Origin of the sequence: Chitinophaga varians (genome assembly GCF_012641275.1) — a bacterium.
Taxonomy (GTDB): Bacteria; Bacteroidota; Bacteroidia; order Chitinophagales; family Chitinophagaceae; genus Chitinophaga; species Chitinophaga varians_A.
Genome location: NZ_JABAIA010000001.1, coordinates 1,842,557 through 1,868,160 on the forward strand (window position 1 = coordinate 1,842,557; position 25,604 = coordinate 1,868,160).

The 25,604-nt window shown below is 49.5% G+C and carries 18 protein-coding genes; 9 read left to right on the forward strand and 9 right to left on the reverse strand.

The features are described 5' to 3' along the window. Nucleotides 1-30: 30 nt before the first annotated feature. The gene (locus HGH92_RS07440; RefSeq protein ID WP_168870091.1) at nucleotides 31-2,430 is read right to left on the reverse strand and encodes a 3-hydroxyacyl-CoA dehydrogenase/enoyl-CoA hydratase family protein; all 2,400 of its coding nucleotides are present in this window, start codon (nucleotides 2,428-2,430) and stop codon (nucleotides 31-33) included. A 223-nt stretch (nucleotides 2,431-2,653) separates the two neighbouring features. Further along, nucleotides 2,654-4,780, reverse strand: a complete 2,127-nt coding sequence (gene metG, locus HGH92_RS07445; protein WP_168870092.1) for a methionine--tRNA ligase — start codon at nucleotides 4,778-4,780, stop codon at nucleotides 2,654-2,656. A 129-nt stretch (nucleotides 4,781-4,909) separates the two neighbouring features. Here metG and HGH92_RS07450 point away from each other — a divergent pair, with 129 nt between their 5' ends. Then, complete coding sequence (locus tag HGH92_RS07450; protein ID WP_168870093.1) at nucleotides 4,910-5,818, forward strand: LD-carboxypeptidase; 909 nt, start codon at nucleotides 4,910-4,912, stop codon at nucleotides 5,816-5,818. 73 nt (nucleotides 5,819-5,891) lie between these two features. Here the strand turns inward: HGH92_RS07450 and HGH92_RS07455 are convergent, their stop codons facing one another. Next, complete coding sequence (locus HGH92_RS07455) at nucleotides 5,892-6,704, reverse strand: HesA/MoeB/ThiF family protein (protein WP_168870094.1); 813 nt, start codon at nucleotides 6,702-6,704, stop codon at nucleotides 5,892-5,894. 16 nt (nucleotides 6,705-6,720) lie between these two features. Then, the gene (locus tag HGH92_RS07460; RefSeq protein WP_168870095.1) at nucleotides 6,721-8,085 is read right to left on the reverse strand and encodes a sensor histidine kinase; all 1,365 of its coding nucleotides are present in this window, start codon (nucleotides 8,083-8,085) and stop codon (nucleotides 6,721-6,723) included. 463 nt (nucleotides 8,086-8,548) lie between these two features. On the opposite strand from HGH92_RS07460, the gene HGH92_RS07465 reads away from it, so the two are divergent. Then, nucleotides 8,549-9,100, forward strand: a complete 552-nt coding sequence (locus HGH92_RS07465) for a YqgE/AlgH family protein (protein ID WP_168870096.1) — start codon at nucleotides 8,549-8,551, stop codon at nucleotides 9,098-9,100. A 513-nt stretch (nucleotides 9,101-9,613) separates the two neighbouring features. Here the strand turns inward: HGH92_RS07465 and atpC are convergent. Then, nucleotides 9,614-9,871: an ATP synthase F1 subunit epsilon gene (gene atpC, locus HGH92_RS07470; protein WP_168870097.1), complete on the reverse strand. Its 258-nt coding sequence runs from the start codon at nucleotides 9,869-9,871 to the stop codon at nucleotides 9,614-9,616. A 47-nt stretch (nucleotides 9,872-9,918) separates the two neighbouring features. Continuing rightward, nucleotides 9,919-11,421 (reverse strand): F0F1 ATP synthase subunit beta, encoded by a 1,503-nt coding sequence (atpD, locus tag HGH92_RS07475; protein ID WP_168870098.1) that lies wholly within the window; start codon nucleotides 11,419-11,421, stop codon nucleotides 9,919-9,921. 344 nt (nucleotides 11,422-11,765) lie between these two features. On the opposite strand from atpD, the gene HGH92_RS07480 reads away from it, so the two are divergent. Further along, complete coding sequence (locus HGH92_RS07480; RefSeq protein WP_211092555.1) at nucleotides 11,766-12,995, forward strand: purple acid phosphatase family protein; 1,230 nt, start codon at nucleotides 11,766-11,768, stop codon at nucleotides 12,993-12,995. Between the two features lie 92 nt (nucleotides 12,996-13,087). Here the strand turns inward: HGH92_RS07480 and HGH92_RS07485 are convergent, their stop codons facing one another. Continuing rightward, nucleotides 13,088-13,927 (reverse strand): DUF4349 domain-containing protein, encoded by an 840-nt coding sequence (locus HGH92_RS07485; RefSeq protein WP_168870099.1) that lies wholly within the window; start codon nucleotides 13,925-13,927, stop codon nucleotides 13,088-13,090. Nucleotides 13,928-14,335: 408 nt separating this feature from the next. Between HGH92_RS07485 and HGH92_RS07490 the strand changes: the two genes are divergently transcribed. Next, complete coding sequence (locus tag HGH92_RS07490; RefSeq protein WP_168870100.1) at nucleotides 14,336-15,913, forward strand: DUF6600 domain-containing protein; 1,578 nt, start codon at nucleotides 14,336-14,338, stop codon at nucleotides 15,911-15,913. Here the strand turns inward: HGH92_RS07490 and HGH92_RS07495 are convergent. Further along, complete coding sequence (locus HGH92_RS07495; protein WP_168870101.1) at nucleotides 15,910-16,425, reverse strand: GNAT family N-acetyltransferase; 516 nt, start codon at nucleotides 16,423-16,425, stop codon at nucleotides 15,910-15,912. The genes HGH92_RS07490 and HGH92_RS07495 overlap by 4 nt on opposite strands. A 9-nt stretch (nucleotides 16,426-16,434) precedes the next feature. Continuing rightward, nucleotides 16,435-17,052 (reverse strand): hypothetical protein, encoded by a 618-nt coding sequence (locus tag HGH92_RS07500; protein WP_168870102.1) that lies wholly within the window; start codon nucleotides 17,050-17,052, stop codon nucleotides 16,435-16,437. Nucleotides 17,053-17,125: 73 nt separating this feature from the next. Here HGH92_RS07500 and HGH92_RS07505 point away from each other — a divergent pair, with 73 nt between their 5' ends. The 5 genes from HGH92_RS07505 to HGH92_RS07525 all read left to right on the forward strand — a co-directional run bounded on the left by HGH92_RS07505 (nucleotide 17,126) and on the right by HGH92_RS07525 (nucleotide 25,592). Continuing rightward, nucleotides 17,126-18,292, forward strand: coding sequence for a hypothetical protein (locus HGH92_RS07505; RefSeq protein ID WP_168870103.1), 1,167 nt, complete (start codon nucleotides 17,126-17,128; stop codon nucleotides 18,290-18,292). Nucleotides 18,293-18,529: 237 nt separating this feature from the next. Beyond that, entirely contained in the window at nucleotides 18,530-20,638 is a 2,109-nt protein-coding gene (locus HGH92_RS07510; protein WP_168870104.1) for a M48 family metallopeptidase, read from the forward strand. An 83-nt stretch (nucleotides 20,639-20,721) separates the two neighbouring features. Continuing rightward, nucleotides 20,722-22,728, forward strand: coding sequence for a DNA polymerase III subunit gamma/tau (locus HGH92_RS07515; RefSeq protein ID WP_168870105.1), 2,007 nt, complete (start codon nucleotides 20,722-20,724; stop codon nucleotides 22,726-22,728). A gap of 117 nt (nucleotides 22,729-22,845) precedes the next feature. After that, complete coding sequence (locus HGH92_RS07520; protein ID WP_168870106.1) at nucleotides 22,846-24,477, forward strand: pyruvate dehydrogenase complex dihydrolipoamide acetyltransferase; 1,632 nt, start codon at nucleotides 22,846-22,848, stop codon at nucleotides 24,475-24,477. Between the two features lie 608 nt (nucleotides 24,478-25,085). Further along, nucleotides 25,086-25,592 (forward strand): GbsR/MarR family transcriptional regulator, encoded by a 507-nt coding sequence (locus HGH92_RS07525; RefSeq protein WP_168870107.1) that lies wholly within the window; start codon nucleotides 25,086-25,088, stop codon nucleotides 25,590-25,592. Nucleotides 25,593-25,604 lie beyond the last annotated feature (12 nt).

The window sequence follows — 25,604 nt, forward strand, 5'->3', positions numbered from 1 at the left end:
GTATTTCCCTTTGTGTTTATAAGAGAATTATTAGTTACGCACAGGTTTACCTGTTTTGATCACGCTCTGCAGGCGTTCCAGCGTTTTGCGTTCGCCGCAGAGGCTCAGGAATGCTTCCCTTTCCAGGTCGAGCAGGTATTGTTCGCTGACGAATGATGGTTCGGTGAGGTCACCGCCACACATTACATACGCGAGTTTGTTGGCCACTTTCTGGTCGTGGTCGGAGATATAATTACCAAAGCGCATGGCGTATACGCCGGCAAGCAGGGCGCCCAGCGCGCTGCGGCCCATTACCTTGATGTCCGTTCTTTCCACCGGCCGGGTATAACCTTCGTCGGCCAGGGCGATCACGCTGCGTTTGGCGTCTGCAATAAGGCGGGACGCATTCATGGTGATTTCGTCATGTCCTTTGCGGAGCACGCCCATATCGAAGCCTTCAAAACCGGAGGTGGCCACTTTTGCGGTGGCTACGGCCATGAAGTAATCTTTCAGTGGTTCTTCCTCGATGCGGCCTTCCTTAAACTCCAGGCTGGCGCGCAGCGTCATTTCTTTGGTGCCGCCACCGCCGGGGATCAGGCCTACGCCCAGCTCCACGAGACCGATGTAGGTTTCCGCAGCAGCCTGTACTTTATCGGCATGCAACGCCATTTCGCAGCCGCCGCCGAGCGTCAGCGCATGCGGCGCCACCACTACCGGAATAGAGGAATAACGTAAACGCATAGTGGAACGCTGGAACAGGCGTACGGCCATGTCCAGCTCATCGTATTCCTGTTCCGCTGCCAGCATGAAGATCATGCCTACATTGGCGCCGGCAGAGAAATTGGTGCCTTCGTTGCCTACAACAAGGCCGCGGAAGTCTTTCTCCGCGCGGTCCACCGCTTTGTTCAGTCCTTCCAGCACTTCACCGCCGATGGTGTTCATCTTGGTTTTCCAGTCGAAACATACCACGCCGTCACCGATGTCTATCAGGTTACAGGCGCTGTTTTTCCAGACGATATTGTTGGAGAAGTTTTCCAGTATAATGAATTCGCCTTCGCCCGGCACCGTTTTGTAAGCCTGGCTGGCAACATCGTAATAGAATTTTTTACCGTTTTCAACTTTGTAGAAGCTGCTGATGCCTTTGGCCAGCATATCTTTTACCCATTGCGCTACGGTGAGGCCTTTTTCCTCAATCAGTTTAACGGATGCTTCCACCCCGAGCAGGTCCCAGCTTTCGAAGGGCCCTATTTCCCAGCCGAAACCGGCTTTCATGGCGTCATCCACTTTATAGATATCGTCGGCTATTTCCGGAATGCGGTGAGACACATAAGCGAAGAGCCGTGCATGGAACTGCTGATAAAACTGTCCGGCTTTGTCTGTGGCAGCTGCCAGCATACGCAGGCGCTGTTTCAGGTCCTCCACTGGCTTGGCTGCATCGATGCTGGCGAATTTGGGTTTCTGTTTAGGCCCGTATTCCATCGTTTGCAGGTTAAGGGTAAGAATTTCCTTACCACCTTCACCTTTGGTTTTCTTGTAGAAGCCCTGCCCTGTTTTATCACCCAACCAGTTGTTTTCCACTACTTTTTGCAGGAAGGCCGGTATATCGAAGATGGCTGCCTCTTCATCATTGGGACAGTTTTCTTTTACACCTTTGGCCACTTTCACCAGTGTGTCGATACCTACCACGTCTGCCGTACGGAAGGTAGCGGATTTGGGACGGCCTATCACCGGGCCGGTCAGCGCATCCACTTCATCAATGCCCAGTCCCATTTCCTGCATGATATGGAAAATGGCCATGATGGAATACACCCCCACCCTGTTGGCGATGAATGCCGGCGTGTCTTTACACAGCACAGTGGTTTTACCCAGGTACAGGTCACCGTAGTGCATGAGGAAATCAATCACAGCGGGGTCTGTATGCGGAGTGGGTATAATTTCGAGCAGCCGGAGATAGCGGGGCGGGTTAAAGAAGTGGGTGCCGCAGAAATGTTTCTGAAAATCTTCACTGCGGCCTTCTGTCATCAGGTGGATGGGAATGCCGGACGTATTGGAAGTGATCAGGGTACCGGGTTTGCGGAATTTCTCCACCTGTTCAAAAACTGTTTTTTTGATGTCCAGGTTTTCCACCACTACTTCGATGATCCAATCCACTTCTGCCACGCGTTTCATATCATCGGTGAAGTTGCCGGTCTTGATGCGTTTGATCACATCTTTGGTATATACCGGTGAAGGGTTTGATTTAATGGCAGCTTGCAGCGCATCGTTCACGATCCGGTTCTTCACAGCGGGGCTCTCGGGCGAGAGGTTCTTTTTCTTTTCAGCATCATTCAACTCTTTCGGCGCTATATCCAGCAATAAAACCTGTACGCCGATACCTGCAAAGTGGCAGGCAATTCTTGATCCCATTACTCCCGAGCCGAGGACGGCTACTTTGTTGATGTGTCTTTGCATAGCTTTAGCCTTTTATGATCCTTGAATTTAGGATTTTTTTTCACGCAACGACACCTGCGGGATACAAAGACATAAAGTTTTTTACAGATAATTCGAAAACCGGGAAAACTGAAATTTCCCCGCAGCCCTGCCCGGATGGCAGTTATCTTAAAAGCAAAGGAGCGAAGTTGACCTTCGCTCCCTTACGTGTTAATTTATCTGTAAAACTTGTGGTGCCGGGATATCAGCTCACGCCGCTACCGGGAGCGACTGTTTCTGCCGGGTTCACAAATACCAGTTTACCGTTGTCTTCCGCCATGAGGATCATGCCCTGGCTTTCGATTCCACGCATTTTCCGGGGAGCCAGGTTGGCCACCAGTGTCACCTGTTTGCCGATGATCTCAGCCGGATTAAAATGCATGGCTATACCGGAAACGACTGTACGTTGTTCTGTACCGATGTCTACCAGCAGTTTGAGCAGTTTATCCGCTTTTTCCACTTTTTCCGCCTGTATGATGGTACCTACGCGCAGATCGAGCTTCGCGAAATCGTCGTACTGTATTTCCGCTTTGGCCGGAGCGGCAGGCTTCTCTGCGGCAGCCGGGGCGGCAGCTGCTTCTGCGACCGGTTTAACGAGGCCTGCGTGCAGTTTCTCTACCTGTGCAGCGATCACATCGTCTTCAATTTTCTTGAACAGCAGTTCCGGTTCCCGCAGGGAATAGCCTACGCTCACCAGTTTGGCGCTGCCGGCATTTTCCCATTCCAGCATACGGTCCACCACTTTCAGGAGATGGCATATCTTCCGGGAAGTGAATGGCATAAACGGATGGGTAAAGATGGCCAGGTTAGCCATCAGCTGCAGACAGATATGCAGGCTGTTGTCTATTTTCATCTGTAACACAGGCAAATCCGCTTCGGTATAATCGCCGGCAGGCTTACCTGCTTTGATATTTTCCATTGCTTTGGCCAGTATCCACGGCTCTTTCTTCTGCATATAGGTATTCCCTTTGGTAGAGAATTCCATTACAGCGCCCAGCGCTTCACGGAAACGATAGGCTTCGAGGCTGGTTTCCACGCTTTCTTTGGCAGCCTGGAAAGCGGCGAGCATTTCGCGATCTGTATCATCCGCCACTTCTTCATGGAAACGCGGCACTTTGCCACCACACAGTTTATGCGTGAGCACCATGGTACGGTTCACGAAATTGCCCAGGTTGTTTACCAGTTCGCTGTTATTGCGGGTCTGGAAATCTTTCCAGGTAAAGTCGTTGTCTTTTGTTTCCGGTGCGGTGCTGCACAGCACATAACGGAGCACGTCCTGCTGGTCAGGGAAATCCTTGATGTAATCGTGTACCCATACCGCCCAGTTGCGGGAGGTGGACACTTTTTCCCCTTCGATGTTCAGGAATTCGTTGGCCGGTACGTTTTCCGGCAGTACAAATCCGCCGTGGGCTTTCAGCATGGCCGGGAAGATGATACAGTGGAACACGATATTATCTTTTCCGATGAAGTGCACCAGTTTGGTGTCTTCCTTGCACCAGTAGTTGGCCCAGTCAGGCGTCAGTTCTTTGGTGGCGGAGATATAACCGATCGGCGCATCGAACCATACATACAGCACTTTGCCTTCAGCGTCCGGCAGGGGCACTTTGATGCCCCAGTTGCTGTCACGCGTCATGGCGCGGCTTTGCAGACCGGAGTCCAGCCAGCTTTTACATTGGCCGTACACGTTGTTTTTCCAGTCCTTATGACCTTCCAGCAGCCACTCTTTCAGCCATGGCTCATAGTTCTGGAGGGGCATGTACCAGTGTTTCGTGGCTTTTTTGACCGGTACGGCGTTGCTGAGCGCAGAGTGCGGGTTGATCAGTTCATCCGGGCTCAGGGAAGTGCCGCAGCGTTCACATTGGTCGCCATAGGCTTTGTCGTTGCCGCATTTGGGGCAGGTACCGACAATATAGCGGTCGGCCAGGAAAACCTGTTTTTCCGGGTCGAAGTACTGTTCTGATTCTTTTTCTTCAAAGAGGCCGTCATTGTACATCTTCAGGAAAAAGTCGGACGCAGTGGTATGGTGTATGGGAGCGCTGGTGCGTGCGAAAATATCGAAAGAGATGCCCATGGCGGCGAAGCTGTCGCCGATGATCTTGTGGTAACGGTCTACCACGTCCTGCGGGGTTACGTTTTCCTTCATCGCTTTGATGGTGATAGGTACCCCGTGTTCATCAGAACCGCAAATAAATTTCACGTCTGCCTTTTTAGCGCGCAGATAACGCACGTAAATATCCGCGGGCAGGTAGCAGCCGGCCAGGTGCCCAATGTGGACGGGGCCATTGGCATAAGGTAATGCCGCAGTTATTAGATATCTGTTAAAATTTCCCATACTATCTTAAAGAATGCTTAAATAAATTTCTTTTCTCGTTTTTGTTTTTGGAATCATCAAACAATTTATCACCTTAGTCAGGCGAATAGTAAAAGTATTCACTAATCTGCAAAGGTAAACAAAAGTACAATGGTAAAAATTCCGCCATATCTGAAAAAAGGCGATCTGATTGGAGTGATGTGCCCCAGCAGCAAAATGGAACTACAGGCGGCTGAATATGCTGCCGGCGTGTTGTCATCCTGGGGATACCGGGTACATCTGGGCATTACCGTGGGTACCAGCTTTCACAATTTTTCCGCACCGGACGAACTTCGGCTGGAAGAGCTGCAGGACATGCTGGACGATCCGGAAATTAAAGCGGTCGTGTTCGGACGCGGTGGTTATGGCATGGTGTGTATTCTTGACAAACTTGATTTCACCCGCTTCCGCAAGCATCCTAAATGGCTCTGTGGCTACAGCGATGTGACCACCCTCCATGCCCATATCCATGAACGTTACGGCATTCCTACCATTCATTCCATGATGTGTAGCGGCATTACGCCTGAAACAATTGATAATGAATATGTAAACAGCCTCGCCGCTGTGCTGAAAGGCAAATCATACCGCTATACTACGCCCTCGCATACACTAAACCGCGAAGGCAGCGCTTCCGGCCTGCTGGTAGGTGGCAACCTGTCCCTGCTGGCCAATGTTTCCGGCAGCAAATCGCAGATCGATACCAAAGATAAAATCCTCGTCCTCGAAGATATCGGAGAATACCGCTATAATATCGACAGGATGATGTACAACCTCAAACGTGCCGGGTGGCTCGACAAGCTCGCCGGGCTGGTAGTAGGCTCCTTCACGGATGGTAAGGAAACCACCACTCCTTTTGGCCAGACGGAATATGAAATTATTCACAATATGGTGAAGGAATATGACTATCCCGTTTGTTTCGGTTTCCCCTGCGGACACCAGCCGGAGAACTATGCCCTGAAGCTGGGCGTGAAACACGATCTGAAGGTAGGGGAACTGCGCTCCACTTTGGTTTGCAAATGATTTATCATAAAGAACAGATCATAAAAAAAGCACCCTCAACGGGTGCTTTTTCTTTTATTTTGATCACAATTATTTAATCTTCCACATCCGGAACGATCTCCAGGCCGTAATCTTCTGCCGTGAGGATACCTGCGGCACGCGTGTTTTCCAGCACTTCCGCATTGACGGTCAGCTCGTGAACAGTGGTGAGGTTGTGCAGGTAATCTTTACCGTATAACTTACCGGCGAGGCCTCCAGGCACGTCCATCAGGTATTTGAGCACTTCCAGCACGATGTGCATGCCGGTGGCGCCGTGTGTGGCGCCCAGTGCGCCCGCGTCGAAGTTGCGGTATTCTTCTGTCAGGTCCAGTGCGCAGCGGTAAGTGGCGGACCTGCTGCCATCGGGCAAAGGCATATTAAAACCGCCGTACCAGGCTTGCCAGTTATGTACTTCACCGATCACCAGCGGGAGTTCATGTTTCACACAGGCATCGTTGAGCAGCAGATGTGTAGGCAGGTGCTGGGAACAATCGATCACCAGGTCGAAGCCAGGCAGCAGCAGCGCGATATTTTCGGGCTTGGCCTGTACCAGCATCGGGTAATGTTTGGTGTAAGGATTGACCGCCCAGAGCCTGCTGGCGGCCATTTTCGCTTTATGTTTGCGGATATCCTGCATCTGGTAGACAGGCTGACGGTGCATATCTTCATCGTTGATCACGCCATAGTCCGCAATGCCGATCACGCCAACGCCGCTGGCGCTGAGGTACTGCAATACCGGGCTGCCAAGGCCGCCGGCGCCAACCACCAGTACACGGGCGTTTTTCAGTTTTTCCTGCATATCGATGCCTACGCCGGGCACTGCGATAGGATGTTTAAAATGCTGCAGTTCTTTTTCACTTAATGTCATACGCTGGATCTTTTATCTATTCCTGTGGAAACTCCAGGGTGAACTTACTGCCTTTCCCCAGGGTGCTTTCCACTTTTATTTTTCCTTTGTGGGCATCTACGATCGCCTTTACATAGGTGAGGCCTAGGCCGAAACCTTTTACGTTGTGCACGTTGCCGGTGTGGGCGCGGTAGAATTTTTCAAAGATACGGGAAATAGTATCCCGGCTCATACCAATACCGTTGTCTGTGAAGATGATAAACAGGCTTTTGCGGGTATTGTAGGTCTGTATTTTGACTTCCAGGTCCTCTTTTGAATATTTGATGGCATTGTCCAGCAGGTTGAACACCACGTTCGAGAAATGTACGTCATCCGCCATGATCACCGGGTTGATGGCGTCCAGCTGAAGGTCTACCACGCCGTTTTTGGCGGCCAGCTGCAGCTGCAGGTTGTCGGTGGTGTTGCGGATCACCTGGTGCACGTCCATGGCCTGTAGTTTCAGGCCTATTTCATCTTTTTCCAGCAGTGCCGATTGCAGGATGCTTTCCACCTGTTTGTTCATCCTTTTGTTTTCTTCCTTGATGATGCCGGAGAAATAGCGGATTTTTTCGGTATTGCTCATCACTTTTTCATTGCCGATGGCGTCGATGGCCAGGGAAATAGTGGCCAGCGGTGTTTTCAGCTCATGCGTCATGTTATTGATAAAGTCCGATTTTATTTCCGAGAGTTTTTTCTGGTTCAGCAGGGTGCGGACGGTCAGGGCAAAGGCGGTGACGATGATGAGGGTAAACAGGATGCTGCCGGTGATCATCAGGCCCAGTTGCCGGGCAATGGAATCGTCCGATGGCATGATGATCATGAGGCTTTCCGTTTGCGGGCTGAGGTTGAGCATATCTTCCAGCGGCATATAGGTCACCTGATAGCGTTTCCGTTCGCTGACACTGTCTTTTTCATTTTCCCGGTAGGCCCGTTCAAAATTGGCGGAATGCAGTTTGAGCTGGGAACCGATACCTTCAATAGGCGCGAGGATGGCAAATTCAAAACGGGTAGAATCGAGGTGGTTTTTCCTCATTTTGGACTGTATGAGTTCCCGCAATTGCTGCGGATTGTAGATATCGCTCATGGCGGGCACGTAGGCCACGGGCCGGTCCATGTCCAGCGAAAACCCTTTGGTGACGGCCGGGTCCTTTTTGTTGTTGAGGCGGAACATGATGTAGGTCTGCCTGGTGCTCAGCATATCACGTTGTACGTCCGTGATCATGTTGATGGACCGTTCCACCAGTTGTTCCTTTTTGATGGCGATGGCGTTTTTGATCCAGCTCACCTGGATATAGATAATGCCCAGGAGAGACAAGGTGATCAGGACGACGATTACAGGGAAAATTTTCTTTAGTGGTATCATGCAAATCTGGTCAGGCCTTAAATATACTTAACCTGACATATTAAAAATTGTTAAAAAAGATATTTGCTATAGCAACTATGATACAAAATTAAATAGTTACAAAGGTCGCGAGGTGTCTTAACATCAATACAATATTACTTTAACGTAATTTTAACGGGGGATGTCTGATTTTATTAATGCGACTTTCCTTACCTTTGCTTTACAGAATTGGTACTAAATTTGATTAGTAACATTCTATAACAAAGTAATTAAACTTTCTACATACATCGACGTGGATTCGTTCCATAAGCGATTTAGATTTTGGTTGATAAAATGGTAAGGAGGTTTTCTAGCCTCCTTTTTTTATTTCCTTCTTTTTCAATGAGTTTTGTTACCCTTCCTAACCGTTTCCTTTTTCCTGCTTATTTCTTTCCTGCTTTGTAATCAATTAATTAAATTTGGTTAGAGATCAAAACGTATGTATATGGTTAGTCTGGCGCCCGGTATTTTGCTTATAGCCGATCCTTTTCTGAAAGATCCCAATTTTGCACGTACGGTGATTTTTGTGTGTGAAAATGACGAAAAGGGCAGTTTTGGCTTCGTTATCAACAGGTTATTTGACCAGACCCTCGACGCGTTGATCCCTGACGTCATTTATCCGGGTATTCCGGTGCATTATGGCGGCCCTGTGCAGGTGGACACGATACATTTTTTACATCAGATGCCTGACCAGATCCCGGGTGGGATGCAGGTGGTGCCGGGGGTATATTGGGGCGGCCGGTTTGACGATGTGGTGGAGTTATTGAACAAAGGGGCGCTGGACCTGCAGAAGATCAAGTTTTTCATTGGTTATTCCGGCTGGACGGCCGGTCAGCTGGAAGAGGAGTTGCGGGAGAAGTCGTGGATACCTTCTGAGAGCACCCCGGCGTTGGTGTTTGACCCACGGGAGCAGCAAATATGGCAGCAGGCGTTGAGAAATCTTGGCAGTAATTTCGCCATGATGGCAAATTTTCCCATTGATCCTTCCTTAAATTAAATTTTCTAATATTCTGAAAGCGAAGCAGATGTGCTTTGGTGAGGGTTATTTGTGCAAAAATGAACAAAAAGGAATGACTTTTTTTGCAACAAATTAAATATCTTGCTAAAGTAACAACACAAAATAACCCGTTATAGATCAGGTAACGAACAACCGATAGAATACACCTATGAAGGCTACCTATGAAAAACATTGCACCTTCAGAGAAGACGCCCGAATTTACCTGAGACAACGATAGGAAGAAACAGATCACACATAACAAGCGCATTATTCATTAGGTAATATACACAGCCTGTGAAAGGGCTGCTCATGGATGTACGTGCATAACTGCGGTCCGACAGCGATGTGGGGCCCTGTAGGGATGTATTGTACAGAAGTGGGATAGCGGAAATCCCGGGGAGGTAATCTTACCCGACTAACGGGTCTTCTAAGATTGGAATAGTTAGGACAAAACGAAGGCCGGGTAATCTTACCCGGCCTGTCCGTTAAATGATATGTACTAACTGGTAGTATTTATTTTTCTACTGCCACCGCACCTTCTACGAGCACAGTAGCCTTGTTGCGCAGCACTTCCACGAAGCCGCCGGAGATTGTATAGAATTCGCTGTGGTTTTTATCTTTCAGCACTTTCATTTTACCATTTCCGAGCGCTGCGATTAAGGGCGCATGTTTATCCAGTATTTCAAAAGAACCATCAATGCCTGGCAACTGTACGCCGTACACTTCGCCTGCATATAATTTTCTTTCTGGTGTTAATACTTCTAATAGCATGTTATGATCGTGAATGGTGATTAAATGGCCCCGGAGGACCATTCGGATTAGTTATTAGCTGCTTCCAGTAATTTCTTACCTTTTTCGATAGCCTGATCGATATTACCTACGAGGTTGAAGGCTGCTTCAGGATATTCATCCACTTCACCGTCCATGATCATGTTAAAGCCACGGATAGTTTCTTCGATCGGTACCAGTACACCTTTCAGACCGGTAAACTGTTCTGCCACGTGGAAAGGCTGTGACAGGAAACGTTGCACACGACGGGCGCGGGAAACGGTCAGTTTATCTTCGTCGCTCAGCTCGTCCAGACCGAGGATGGCGATGATGTCCTGTAATTCTTTATAGCGCTGCAGGATTTGTTTCACACGTTGAGCACAGTTGTAGTGTGCTTCACCCACGATGGCCGGGGTGAGGATACGGGAAGTGGAATCCAGCGGGCTCACCGCAGGATAGATACCAAGGTCGGAGATTTTACGGTCCAATACGGTGGTAGCATCCAGGTGGGAGAAGGTTGTAGCCGGAGCAGGGTCGGTCAAGTCATCCGCAGGTACATATACCGCCTGTACGGAGGTAATTGAACCGTTTTTGGTAGAGGTGATACGTTCCTGCATCAGACCCATTTCAGTGGCCAGGGTTGGCTGGTAACCCACCGCAGAAGGCATACGGCCTAACAGTGCGGACACTTCGGAACCTGCCTGGGTGAAACGGAAGATGTTATCAACGAAGAACAGGATATCACGGCCGCCACCTGCAGAGCCATCACCATCACGGAAGTATTCCGCCAGGGTCAGACCGGACAGGGCCACACGTGCACGGGCTCCGGGAGGTTCGTTCATCTGACCGAACACGAAGGTAGCCTGAGACTGCTTCAGTAATTCTTTATCTACAGCGGTTACGTCCCAGTCACCATGTTCCATGGATTCTTTGAACTTGTCGCCATATTTTACGATGTTAGCTTCGATCATTTCACGCATCAGGTCATTACCTTCACGGGTACGTTCACCCACACCGGCAAACACGGACAGACCTTCATAACCTTTTGCGATGTTGTTGATCAGCTCCTGGATCAATACGGTTTTACCTACACCCGCACCACCGAACAGACCGATTTTACCACCTTTTGCATAAGGCTCGATCAGGTCGATTACCTTAATACCGGTGAACAGTACTTCTGTATCAGTAGCCAGATCTTCAAATTTAGGCGGCTGGCGGTGGATGGGATAACCATTGTCAGTTGCGATATCACCCAGACCGTCGATAGCCTCACCTACCACATTGAACAAACGTCCTTTCACCTGGTCGCCAATTGGCATTTTGATCGGCGCACCTTTGTCCACCACGGCCATTCCGCGAACCATACCGTCAGTAGAGTCCATTGCCACGCAACGTACACTGTCTTCACCCAGGTGCTGTTGTACTTCCAATACTACTTTCTGACCATTTTCGCGGGTAATTTCCAATGCGTTGTAGATTTCGGGCAATTTGTCATCAAAGTGCACGTCCACCACGGGACCGATAATTTGTTTGATCTTACCTGTGTTAGGCATATTTTTAAAGAGGTTTATAAAATACTAAAAAGTTATTTCCTCAAAAACTGTTGCGCTGCAACGGTTTCTAAAATTTGGCGCAAAGGTAATAGTTAATGGGGGAAAATCAAAAAGCTATTAAGGAAAAAAAACCTTTTTAGTCCTCAATTGACGCGATGTTTTCAGTTGCTAACAGCTAAATTCCTGTACAGTCAACGCGGAATCTATCAAATATAGATTTTTCAACATTTATAACTTACCGTCCCATTCTTCTTTCCATCCTTTCTCCGTTCATATAAAAATAATACGCTTTTCTTTTATCGCTGATTATTTTTAGCGATTCCTCACATATATCTGACTATAATATGAAGAAAATGAACAATGAACTGTCACGCCGCTCCTTTCTGGGCAACCTGTCCAAAGCGGGGCTGCTGGGCGTAACCGGCCTGTCGCCCCTGGCTGCCGGTGCCGCACGTAAAACCAATACCACCACCACCACCGATGAGCCCGCACACGCCTTCCTTTGTAAACCTTACCTGCAAATGCCCGCCCCTGACACCATCGCGGTCATGTGGCTCACCTCCCGTCCCTGCTACAGCTGGGTGGAATACGGCACAGACGGCCAGCTCAACCAGAAAGCCCATCACGTAACAAAAGGACTGGTAGACGCCAACAACCGCCTCCACCGCATAGAACTGGCCCATCTTCAACCAGGCAAACAATACAGCTATCGCGTGCTTTCCAAAGAAATCACTGATTTTCAGCCATACAAGCTCACCTACGGCAATACGCTCACCAGCGACACATACACCTTCACTGCGCCTGATACGCAGGCCAGAGAAGTGTCCTGGCTCATGCTCAACGATATTCACGACAGGCCGAAGTCCATCCCTCATCTGATGGGACTGAACGGCAACGATCCCTATGATTTTGTGTTCCTCAACGGCGATATGTTCGATTATCAATCCAATGAGCAGCAAATCATCGACCACCTGCTGTCACCCTGCGGCGACACTTTTTCCACACAAAAACCTTTCATGTATGTAAGAGGCAACCACGAAACCCGCGGCAAATACGCCCGCGAATGGCATCAGTACTTCGATAACCCTGACCATGGCAGCTATTTCGCCTTCACCTGGGGACCGGTACACGCCATTGTGCTGGACACCGGAGAAGACAAGGAAGACAGCGCCCCCGTATATGCCGGCATCGCCGATTTTGACGGTTACCGTGAAGAACAGGCCCGCTGGCTGGAAAAACAACTGCAAAGCCCTGCCTACAAAAAGGCTAAACATAAAGTCGTGCTGATGCACATTCCCCATTATCATGGTGGCGACTGGCACGGTGCCTCCCATTGCCGGCAGCTCTTCGGCCCGCTGTTCAACAAATACAAGATAGACATCCTCGTATGCGGGCATACGCATACCTATGGCGTACATGCGCCTGTTGCCGGTCAGCACAATTACCCGCTGATCATTGGCGGAGGCCCCCAGGAAGGCAAGCGTACGCTCATTAAAATAAAAGCGGACCAGAAACAGCTGACACTTACCATGCTGCGCGACGACGGGACTAAAGTGGGCGAGTATACGGTTTAGTTATTTTTTCATTTAGCTATTTTTTCATTTTGAGTGAAGCCTGGCCTCCTTTAAATGAAAAAATAGCTAACTGAAAAAATAATCTGCTGTTATTATTCCGCTTTTACCATCGTCAGTACTTTCAGTAACAACCAGGCGCCCAGCGCAGCCAGACAAATGCCCGCCATCAGCAATACGTAATACTTGACAGTCCATTCCAGTGCTGTTTTGACACGGGAATAAAAAGGAATACCTCTCTCAGCCGCCCCTTCATACATGCTGAACTGTATCGTGCAAAACTCGTTTTCCTCATCGAAGTTGCCCAGTTCCACGCCCAGTTCCTGCAGCTGCCGCTCTACCTCTGCTATCTTTTCGTGTAACAGTATACGTTCGTCTATTTTTCCCTGTTGAGAAGTGAGAGCGTTCAGGGATGCCAGGTTCTTTTCAAGAGAAACTTTGCTGGCATTGAGTTTCCGGTATTCGTTGGTTTTGTCCACTTTAGTGATGCTGGTAGACTTGATGGTCCCTATTTTCTGAATGGCATAATAACAGGAATCGAATTTTTCCGGCGCCACGCCGATCATCAGCCGCAGGTCGCGGTTACCTTTGTTGCCCGACTCCTGTTGATACTGGATAACCGCTCCAAACTGGCGAATAGTGCCGTGCAGCTGTTTTTCATCTTCCGTAAAGCTCGTGGAGCGCGACTGTACATAAGCCACTTTCTCATATTTCTGGCCTGACACTATTGGAGCTGCCTCCCCCTTCATGATTTTTTTCTCGGAGGCGTAGTTTTTCTGTTGCACCTGTGACAGGAAACTTTCGCTCTGACCCGTACTATCGCTGCTGCGGGACTGCGTATAGCCGTATAGCAGGCGCAGCAGGAACATGGCCAGAAAAACAAGCACGAGCCAGGTAAATATTCGTTTATACTTCAACGTTGGTAAAACAGGCATTGTACATATAGGTTTTTGGGTTAGGAAAATGTATTCAAAAAATGCGATAAGGGGCTGTTGGCATTTAAACAAATCTCACATTATGAAAATTATTCACAAAGCAATAATACACAATTCCTAAAACATTGTATCAGTATAACTTAGATCAAGGTAAATAAATTGGAATCATTTTTGCCTGATAGTACTCGTAACGCTCTATCTGCAGCGAAAAGCGTTATAAAAATTTTAACAATTTTGTTTAACATTTTGCCTTAATGACTAACTGCATTTAGACCGCGTTTGAAACACCAATTGACACCTTAAAAGTAGCAGATCATTGAAGTATAAACCGGAACAAACAAAAGCAAGCCATTGAATCTCCGCAAAGTCTAATAACAGCGAAACCAATCAGGACTAAAAAACAGGAGTATGAACAGATTATTTAAAAACACAGGATTATCTCTTTTACTTATATCCTTCTTTTTGGGTAGTTGTGCTACTACCTATTCCGCCTACAGCCCGGGGCCACAGGTACAGGTGGGCGCTTCCATCTCTTTTTATGATGAATTGAGCCCTTATGGCCGCTGGACAAGCTATCCCGGCTACAACCAGGTATGGATACCAAATGCAGGACCGGATTTTCGCCCTTACTACACCGGCGGGCACTGGGTTTATTCCGACTACGGATGGACCTGGATGTCTGACTATTCCTGGGGATGGGCCGCCTTCCACTACGGCCGCTGGATGTACGACGGCATGTATGGATGGATGTGGATACCCGGCACCGAATGGGGCCCGGCATGGGTAGACTGGAGAAGTGGAGGAGACTACTACGGATGGGCGCCAATGGGCCCTTCCGCTTACAATATGCCGACTTCCTACTGGGCTTTCGTTCCCAGAAGATATATCGGTAGCCGGCAGATCAACAATTACTATATCAATAACAGCCGTAACGTAACGATCATCAACAATACCACTATCATCAACAACAATTATAATGGTACCCGTGACAACTACGGTGGCGGAGGACGAATTTCCAGAGGGCCGGACGTACGGGAAGTGGAACGTTATACCGGCAACACGGTAAGACCTGTAAGAGTTGCCAATACCGACAGGCCCGGAGCAGGCAGGATACAAAACAACCAGTTGCAGATTTTCCGTCCGGATGCCAATGCGCTTAACAGAGGAGACGCCAGCCGGCCTTCCCGCAGTGTGTTAAACAATAACGGCAATAACGGTAACGGCAATATCAACAACGGCAACAATAATGGCGGCCGTGTGTCCCGCGAACCGAATTTCAACAACAATAACAATAATAACAACAATAATAACGGCAACATCAACAACGGTAATAACAACAATGGGGGACGTATATCCCGCGAGCCGAATTTCAACAATAATAACAACAACAATAACAACAACAACAGCGTCAATCAGCCCGGATACAACCGCCCTTCAAGAGGAGTGACACCAGGCAACAATAATAATCCGCAGCAGATGCAACGTGACCAGCAATGGCAGCAGCAGCAGCAGCAGCAACAACAACAGCAACAACGGATACAACGTGACCAACAGATGCAACGCGACCAGCAATGGCAGCAGCAGCAACAGCGTCAACAGCAACAGCAGATAGAACAACAGCAACGCATGCAGCGTGACCAGCAAGTACAACAGATGCGTCAACAACAACAACAACAACAACAGCAGCAGCAACAGGAGCAACAGCAAAGGATGCAGCGTGATCAGCAAATGAGGCAACAGCAACAACAAATGGAACAACAGCAACGCATGCAGCGCGAACAGCAACAACAACAAATGCGTCAACAACAACAGCAGCAACAGCAACAGGAAAGAATACAACGCCAGCAGCAACAACAGCAGCAGGAGATGCAAAGGCAACAACAGCAACAACAGCAACAACAGCAACAGCAGCAACAACAATCCCGTCCATCCCGTGGAGAATCCGGTGGTGGCGGCGACGGCGGAGAAAGAGTCAGAAGAGGCTAGCTGAGATTGTAAACGAAACGATAAATCTGATTTTTAATGTTGAGAAAGGTTTCACCGTCATGGGTGGAACCTTTCTGCATTAAGCGCAGTTCCAAAGGTGGATAGCCTTCGTGATAGGGAGGTTGGTAATAGGGCTGCTCAAAAGCCTGGTATCCCAGTCTTTCATAAAAAACGACGCGGCGCTTTGCCTGCTCCGTTAACGGAGGCTCTACTTCGAGTACCAGGTTGCCAAAACGTTTTTCCAGTTCTTCCATAATATGGGTACCGATGCCACCGCCTCTGGCAGCCGCATGGATGGCCAGGTACTCTACAAAAGTATAGTCCGGCAAAGGCCAGTAACATACAAACCCGGCAAATTCCCCGTCCTTTTCCAGCTGCAGTATCTTCAGCTTACCACTGCCCAGTAGTGACAACACCACCGGCCAGTCCCTTCTTTCTTCGTAGGGAAATGCTTCTTCATACAGCTCTTTTATTGCCTGTCCGGGGATATCTACCTGTTGTAAAGTAATCATGCGCCAAAGTTAAGGATTCTTCGGCGGAGAGGGCACACACTCAAAGGGATCAGGATTGTTGGCCGGCGCGGGTTTGCCCGCAGCCCAGCAGAAGTTCATGGCCTGGCTGGTCACACTTACCAGTTTGAGGCTAACCTTGCTGCCCTTGCGGCTGTTGGAAGCCGCTACGCTGCGCTCACTCTTTTCGGGGATATTATTGATGGTGTATTGTTCTGTTTTGAATACCTCGTCGTTATTGCGCATATACTGCACCGTTACCACTACATTGTCTATCGGGTATTCTGTTTGGTTACGGACAACGATGCTGAGGTTTTTGATGCCGCCCAGGAAACCGGTGCGGTAATCACTGGCAGCAACCGTGATGAACTGTTGCCAGTTGCGGCGGTAATATGCCCGTCTCTCTACAAACTGGCCGGCCACACGTTGCTGAACGGCCTGCCGGTCATCTATCTGGCGGCTTACATTGTTGCTTTGTTCCAGGCTTTTGCGCAGGTCGCGGTTTTCATTCCATAACCGCTGGTTTTCCGTGAGTACCCGGCGGACTTCCGTCTGCTGCCGGCAGTAGCCCAGTGCTAGAATAATGGTGAAGATACAGAGTATAAGAGGGAGGATATAGTTTCGCTTCATAAGATATCAGCAGAAAAAATAATGCCAACGGCTGTTTTTCTTATTTTTGCGCAAATTTTCATAAATAGTATCCATGGAATTGATTTTAGTTGACAATGCCCAAAAAGCGGCGGAGTTTCTAGCAGTACACATCAGGCTAAACAAGGACGTACCTGGATGGATCAGACCACTGGACAAGGATATTGAAGCTGTATTTGACCCTGAGAAGAACAAAGCGTTCCGTCATGGGGAGTGTGCCCGGTGGATCATGAAAGACAAACAGGGAAACCTGACCGGCAGAGTGGCCGCCTTTGTAAATAAGAAGTACACCAATAAAGGGGATAAAGTGAAGGTAGGCGGTATGGGCTTCTTTGACTGTATCGACCAACAGGAGGCAGCCAACCTCTTATTTGACACCGCCAAAAAGTGGTTACAGGAAAGAGGGATGGAGGCCATGGACGGCCCTATCAACTTTGGAGAGCGTAACAACTGGTGGGGGTTGCTGACCGAAGGTTACCACGAACCGCTGTATGGCATGAATTTTAATCCGCCGTATTATGTCCGCCTGTTTGAAACTTACGGTTTCCGGCTGTTCTTCAACCAGATCTGCTACGATATGCATATCTATGGCGAACTGGCGGACAAATTCTACACCCGCCACGCTGCCGTGAGCCAGGACCCGGATTATTCCGCGCGGCATATCAGAAAGAACCAGCTGGAGAAATTCGCACAAGACTTCAGTATTATCTATAATAAAGCCTGGGCCCAGCATGCCGGTGGTAAAGAAATGAGCAAAGGGCAGGCACTGAGCCTTTTCAATCAGATGAAGCCCCTGATGGATGAAAAGGTTGCCTGGTTTGCCTATTATAAAGATGAACCTATAGCCATGTGGCTTAATCTGCCAGACCTGAATCAGTATATAAAACACATGAACGGGAAAATGAACTTATGGGGAAAACTGATCTTTCTGTGGATGAAACTAACCAAACAATGCCACAAGATAGTAGGCATTATTTTCGGCATTGTGCCTGAGTTTCAGGGCAAGGGAGTGGACGCCTATATCATTTTGGAAGGCGCCAAAGTAATACAACGCAAAAGCATGCCTTACAATCAGTATGAAATGCAATGGATCGGCGATTTCAACCCTCGTATGCTGAATGTGGCGACCAGCCTGGGAGCTGAGCCTTCCAGGATACTGACCACCTACCGCTGTATGTTTGATCCTAACGTACCGGTGGAAAGACATCCGATCTTAAAATAACTGTTATCCGTTAAAACAGCATAGCCCGGCTTTCTTCAGACAGCCGGGCTTTTTTGTTCTGAAAAACCTGCATGACAACTTTATCTGTTCCTGTCACGTTACAAATGGCCCCTGTATTGTCTTTGCAGGATACCATATCAATATCCGATACCGCAGGGCCAGGCAATTAATCCCTGAATATTGGTTATATTTAAATCCCTTTTGCAACGGCTATCGTATTTAACCTGATGTTTTGTTATGACCAACTTATATCCTGCAAGTCCGGGGATTAAAGATCCCGCGGTCTTTCAGCCCACGACAGCGTTTAGGCTACAGATAGTAAAGGTGATCGGCTTTATATTGCTCTTTTTTCTGTTGTATGCAATTGTTTTACTGACAGCTATAACGCTGGGTGCGGCTTTCATAACAGCCGGCATTGCACTAACCGGCTATTATCCCAATATCTTCACGTTTATTGCCGGTCCTGCACTGGCAATACTGGGCGGTCTGATGTTGTTTCTCCTTGTGCGGTTTCTTTTTTACCGGCGCCCTCCGGTAAACCCTTATCGTGCCCCGATAGAAGCGCATCATCATCCCAGGTTATTTGATTTTATCTCCCGGCTGGTCAAAGACACGCGTATCCGTTTTCCGGAGAAAGTGTTTGTAGTGCCGGAAGTGAATGTTGCGGTTTTTTACAATGCCAGCTTTTTCAATCTGTTATGGCCTGCACGGATGAACCTGGAAATAGGGCTGGGATTGGTGAACAGCGTTAATATCAGCGAGTTTAAGATGATACTGGCGCAGGAGTTTGCACATTTTTCCAGGCGCAGCATGAAACTGGGCAGTTATGTGTATGCCCTGAACAAGGTACTGTACAATATGCTGTACGAGAATGACAGCTGGAACGATCTGGCCATACGGTGGAGCAGCCATGGCAGCCTGCCCGGATTTTTCGCTCATGTGACCCTGATGCTGGTCAACAGTATACAATTTTTACTACGTAAGCTGTATCGCCTGATCAACCGGCAATACCTTGAGCTTAGCCGGGAGATGGAGTTTCATGCCGATGCGCTGGCCGTGTCACTGGCGGGCACAGCGGCGGCTATCAGCGGCGGACGCCGTGTGGAGATGGGCACCTATTGCCTGGACCACTGTATGCATAAGCTGTCTGAACTGGAAAACGACGGGCAGCAGTTCAGCAACATTTTCCAGACGCACCGCGCCGTGATCGACTATTATGCCCGGCAGAACAGGCTGGACACGGATGCAGCAGGACTGCCGGTCATCCCCGACAGTTATTTTCATACTTTCCTGAAGAGCCGGGTGCAGCTGCGGGAACAATGGACCACCCATCCTACCCGGGAAGACCGGGAACAGCGTTACCTTGCCGCCGGTATTATCTGTGAGCAGGTCAATACCAGTGCCTGGCAGTTATTTGATGATCCCGAGCTGTTGCAGGAACAAAGCACCCGGCAGGTGTACGATGTCCTTTCACCGGGATTTACCGGCGAAACAATCTCACCTGCTGAATTTGTAGCAGAGCTGACCCACCGGCACCGGTTATACGAATATCCCGCCGCTTTCCATGATTATTATGATAACCGGGCGTTTACCGCTATTAATACGGAGGATGAACAGGCCCTTTCTGCGGCCGTTGCCACCAGCATGGCACAGTTATATCATCCGGACATCGTATGGCGGATCAGGAGCTACTACCGGGACAAGCAGGATGTGGAAACATTGCAGGCCATTGCCATCGGGCAGTTCCAGACCCGCACTTTTGAATTTGACGGACAATCCCGCAAAGCCTCCGATGCCAGGGAACTGGCACGGCAACTGGCACGGCATGTAGCCGCCGAACAGGACTGGCTGCAGCAGCACGACCGGCAGGCTTACGGCTATCATTATCAGCGTGCCCTGGCCAAAGGGCCGGATACCGTCCGGTTACTGACCACCCGGTACCAGCAGATACTGATGCACCAGGAGTTTGCCAACCGGCTGAACGACCAGGTGGTGCGGGTCATCCATGCCATCAGCCAGGTTTTTAATGCCAGTCACGATACCCTCGCCCTGCTGATGCCCTGGATGGAAGAGCTGCGAGCTGAATGCTGGCGGTTCCGGCGGTTGCTGCATGAAGTCACCTCTTCGCCCGGGCATACCAGCTGCCTTTCGCCGGAGCTGTATGACAGGGTACAGCTGTTTACCATGCAGGACTGTATTTTCATGCAGGACCAGGTGCCTGATTATGCCGCCCTGCAGGAGCTGCACGAAATCATTTCCTCGGTAATGGAGCAGTACAATAACAGCAATGTCCTGTTGCGGAAATCTTTCCTGGAATTTTTGTTGACCATGGAGCCGGAAGCCTGAGCCGAAAGCCACGCCGGTGGCTTCCATTTTTCTCTTACTGAATTTGTGCGTATTTTCGGCGCTCGCGAAAGCGTTGCAGTCATATGGAGAATTTTATCGTTTCAGCCCGTAAATACCGTCCACAGAACTTTTCAACAGTTGTAGGACAAGCACATATCACCACCACGCTCAAGAATGCCATCCGCAATAACCAGCTGGCGCACGCTTTTCTGTTCTGCGGACCCCGTGGAGTAGGGAAGACCACCTGTGCCCGTATTCTGGCTAAAACCATTAACTGCGAGAACCTGCAGCCCGATGGGGAAGCCTGTAACGAATGCCATTCCTGCAAATCCTTCAATGAAGGCAGTTCCTTCAACATTCACGAGCTGGATGCCGCCTCCAACAACTCGGTAGACGATATCCGGACGCTGGTGGAGCAGGTACGTTTTTCCCCACAGGCCGGCAAATACAAGATCTATATTATAGATGAGGTGCACATGCTGAGCTCATCTGCCTTCAACGCGTTCCTTAAAACGCTGGAGGAGCCACCTTCCTACGCGATCTTTATTCTCGCCACCACAGAGAAACACAAGATATTACCGACTATTCTAAGCCGGTGCCAGATATTCGATTTCAAGCGGATCACCATACAGGACACCGTAGACCACCTGAAAGAGATCTGTGACAAAGAACATATCCAGGCAGACGCTGACGCGCTTCACCTGGTAGCGCAGAAAACGGACGGCTGTATGCGTGACTCGCTGAGCACGCTGGACAAAATCGTAAGTTTCACCAGCGGCCACCTTACTTATCAGAATACGCTGGAGCACCTGAACATCCTGGACTATGATTATTTCTTCCGGATCATGGACACCGTGTTGCAGCAGGACGTGGCCACTGCCCTGTTAATATTTGATGAAATTTTACAGAAAGGTTTTGAAGGGGACAACTTCCTGAACGGCTGGGCCGAATTCCTGCGCAACCTGTTGCTCAGCAAAGAAGAGAAAGCTTTTCACCTGGTAGAAGTGTCCGGCAACCTGAAAGACCGTTATAAACAATTATCCGGCAAAATCAGTCCGGCCTACCTTATTACCGCCCTCCACCTGCTCAATGATACGGAGATCAACTACCGGTTGGCCCGTAACAAGCGCCTGCATGTGGAGATGGCGCTGATCAAGCTGTGTTACCTGCAGCAGGCCGTTAGCCTGGTGAGCGATGACAACAACGGGGAGGTGTCAAAAAAAAAGCTGGTAGCTGACGGAACGCCACCACAGCGGCTGAGAGCTCCGGGTGCGCAACCCGCCGCTGCCAAACCGGCGACTACAGCCAGCATTGCGGCCCAGTCGCCCGAGACCGCCCGGTTGACCGTAGACAGCACTCCTGCCCCTGCCACCGCTGTGCCCACACAGCCTGTAGCAGGCAATCCCGGTAGCCAGACAGCCGGTCCGGCAGCTGTGCCCGCAGGGAATAATGCAGGCACAGGGAATACGCCGGTCCATCAGCCGGTGGCACCCGCACAGACCGCCCCTGTCGCCAGCGCAGGAGCTACCAATACCACATCCGCCGCCAGTCAGGGCACTTCCGCAGCAGGCTATGCCACAAGTGGCAGTCAACCTGCCACTGCTACCGCAGGCGCCAAAACAGCCGCACCAGCGAGCAAGCTGACCGGTCTGGCCGCCATGAAAGAAGCGCTGGCCGCCAAACAGCAGACCAGTGCACAGGTGCAGAGCATCCCATTGACGGCCGGTGCGCTCGAAGTTTACTGGGAAGAGTTCATTGACCGGTTCCGTCAGGCCAATAAAATGACCGTAGTGAGCAATCTGGCGCTGGCCGTATTGAAGTTGCTCGGAGCCACCGAAATTGGTATTGTGAGCCGTAACATCGTACAGCACCGGTTCATGGAAGAGGAGAAAATGGCTATTTCCGAGTTTTTCAAGCAGAAATTCAATAATCCGACCCTTGTACTGACCCTTCAGCTGGACGAGAGCCAGCAGGTACAGGACATCGGGCCGGCACCTCTTTCCAGCAGGGAGCAGTTCCAGCACATGGCGGAAAAATATCCCCTGGTAAAAGAGTTAAAAGACAGGCTTAATATGGAGCTCGATTTTTAATTGAGATTCACTTATTATATCTTAACGATCATTAGACATTTTTAAACCGTTTAGCATTCCTTCTTTGCGTTTTTGCGCAAAAACATGTAGGTTTGAGCAAAATTTTTAATAAACACTATGGCAGAAGTTATCAGAATGCCCCTCCTGAGTGATACGATGACGGAAGGGGTGATTGCGGAATGGCATAAAAAGGTGGGCGATCAAGTAAAGGCAGACGATGTTATTGCTGAAGTGGAGACGGACAAGGCGACGATGGAAGTAATAGGCTACGTAGAGGGCACATTACTGTACATTGGTGTGGAAAAAGGCAAAGCAGCCAAAGTGAATGGTATTATCGCCATTGTAGGTAAACCAGGCGAAGACTATAAACCTTTGCTGGAAGGTAATTCCGGCGAAACCGCTGCGGCACCTGCCCAGCAAGCCGCCGCTGCGCCGGCACCACAAGCTGCACCGGCCGCCGCCGCACCTGCTGCTGATGATGCTGCATTAAAAGAAGCACTGAAAAATGCGACTGTTATCCGTATGCCGCTGCTGAGCGATACGATGACAGAAGGAAAAATAGTTGCCTGGAACAAAAAAGTAGGCGACGTAGTAAAAAGTGACGACGTACTGGCAGAAGTAGAAACCGACAAAGCCACCATGGAAGTGATAGGTTATGCGGACGGAACACTGCTGTATGTTGGCGTTAAAGAAGGAGAAGCTGCCAAAGTAAACGGCATCATCGCCATTGTAGGTAAACCGGGCACTAATGTGGACGTGATCCTCGCAGGCGAAAACGCTGCTCCTGCCAAAGCCGCTCCTGCTGAAGCTGCCGCTCCCGCTGCCACCAGCGCGGCCGCCACGACTGCACCTGCTGCTGCCACCTCCTCCGACGGTCGTGTGAAAGCCTCTCCGCTGGCCCGTAAACTGGCTGCTGAGAAAGGTATTGACATCGCCCAGGTAGCTGGTTCCGGTGACAATGGCCGTATCGTGAAAAAAGATGTGGACAACTTCGTTCCATCTGCTGCCCCTGCCGCTAAAACCAGCGCCGCTGCACCATCTGCACCGGCCTTCGTACCTGCCGGCCAGGAAGGTTATACCGATACCCCGCTCTCTCAGATGCGTAAAGTGATCGCTAAACGCCTGAGCGAAAGCAAATTCACCGCTCCTCACTTCTATCTGAAAATAGACGTGAACATGGATAAAGCCATGGACGCCCGTAAAGCCATCAACGAGATGTCCCCGGTGAAAATCTCCTTCAATGACATGGTGATCAAGGCCTGCGCCCTGGCACTGCGTCAGCATCCGGACGTGAACAGCAGCTGGATGGGCGACTTTATCCGTCACAACCAACACGTACATATCGGTTCCGCTGTAGCCATCGAAGACGGCCTCATCGTACCGGTAATCCGTTTTGCAGACCAGAAATCACTGAGCCAGATCGCCGGTGAAGCCAAAGGCCTGTACGACAAAGCCAAAAACAAAAAACTGCAACCGCAGGACTTCAGTGGTAACACCTTCACTGTTTCCAACCTCGGTATGCTCGGCATCGACGAATTCACCGCTATCATCAACCCGCCGGATTCCGCTATCCTCGCTGTAGGTGGCATCAAAGAAACCGCTATCGTTGAAAAAGGCCAGGTGAAAATCGCCAATATCATGAAACTGACCCTCAGCTGCGACCACAGAAGCGTGGATGGAGCCGTAGGCGCCCGTTTCCTGGCTACCCTGAAAACCTACCTGGAAAATCCGGTAACCATGCTGGTGTAGTCACTGACGCGAATTTGTTTATTATGAATAAATATGCCCGAAGCTACGGCTTCGGGCTTTTTTTTCTGGTTCCCAGGGCTGAAGCCCTGGGCTACGATTAGTTTTTCCGGCTTTTTAGACGGAGTCTTTTCTTTATTTATTGGGTTATGTATGAGGAGGAACGGCTGGCAGCATACAAGCTTTTTATCTTCAGAAATACAAAACAGCCTATAGTAAATTCACCGGCTTATTTTCAATAAGCTGAAAGAAGCTGCTGGTCCCGGGAAGGGCTCTCTGTCTTCAGGAATATAAAACAGACCTCCGGTAAAATGCATTGCATAATGCAGCTTCTTCCGAAGAAGCTGCTGGTCCTGGAAAGAATTCTCCTGTCTCATGAAATGTAAAACCACTTCTCCGGTAAAATGCATTGCATAGTAAAATTCTCCTGAAGGAAGCAACCGGCCCTTTAACGGGGCTTTCCTATCTCCCGGAATATAAAAACAGAAGCCGCTGCGCGCTCTTTCCTTTTCAAAATACCTCCCAGTGTCATCTACCTATAGATTTTGTTTCATAAACTTTTGAAAGTTCAAAAACTTGGTGTATTTTTGATTTTCAACAAATCGACCTACATGAACTTAGTGGATGCAAAAGCGCAGTTTATTCAAACCTGGGGATCTCTGGGGGCACAATGGGGTATTAACCGTACCATGGCCCAGATCCATGCGTTGTTGCTGGTGATGCCTGACCCGTTGAGCGCCGATGATATTATGGCGGAGTTGAATATTTCCCGTGGTAATACCAATATGAACGTGCGGGAGCTGATCAACTGGGGACTGGTAGAACGTGTGTTGATTCCGGGTGAGCGAAAAGAGTTTTTCGTAGCAGAAAAAGATATCTGGAAAGTGGCGACTTACATTGCGCGGGAGCGGAAAAAACGGGAACTGGACCCTATCATGAAAGTGCTGTTGCAGCTGCAACAGGCCGAAGGCGATCCCAAAGACAGGGAGTTAAAGGCTTTCAAAGACTCCATTTCCAATATCAACAAGTTTGCCCAGCAAACCGACAGGACTATCAGCGCCTTCATTAAATCGGAGGAGAGCTGGTTTTACAGCAGCCTGCTTAAGCTTATTAAATAAGCTTATTTTTTT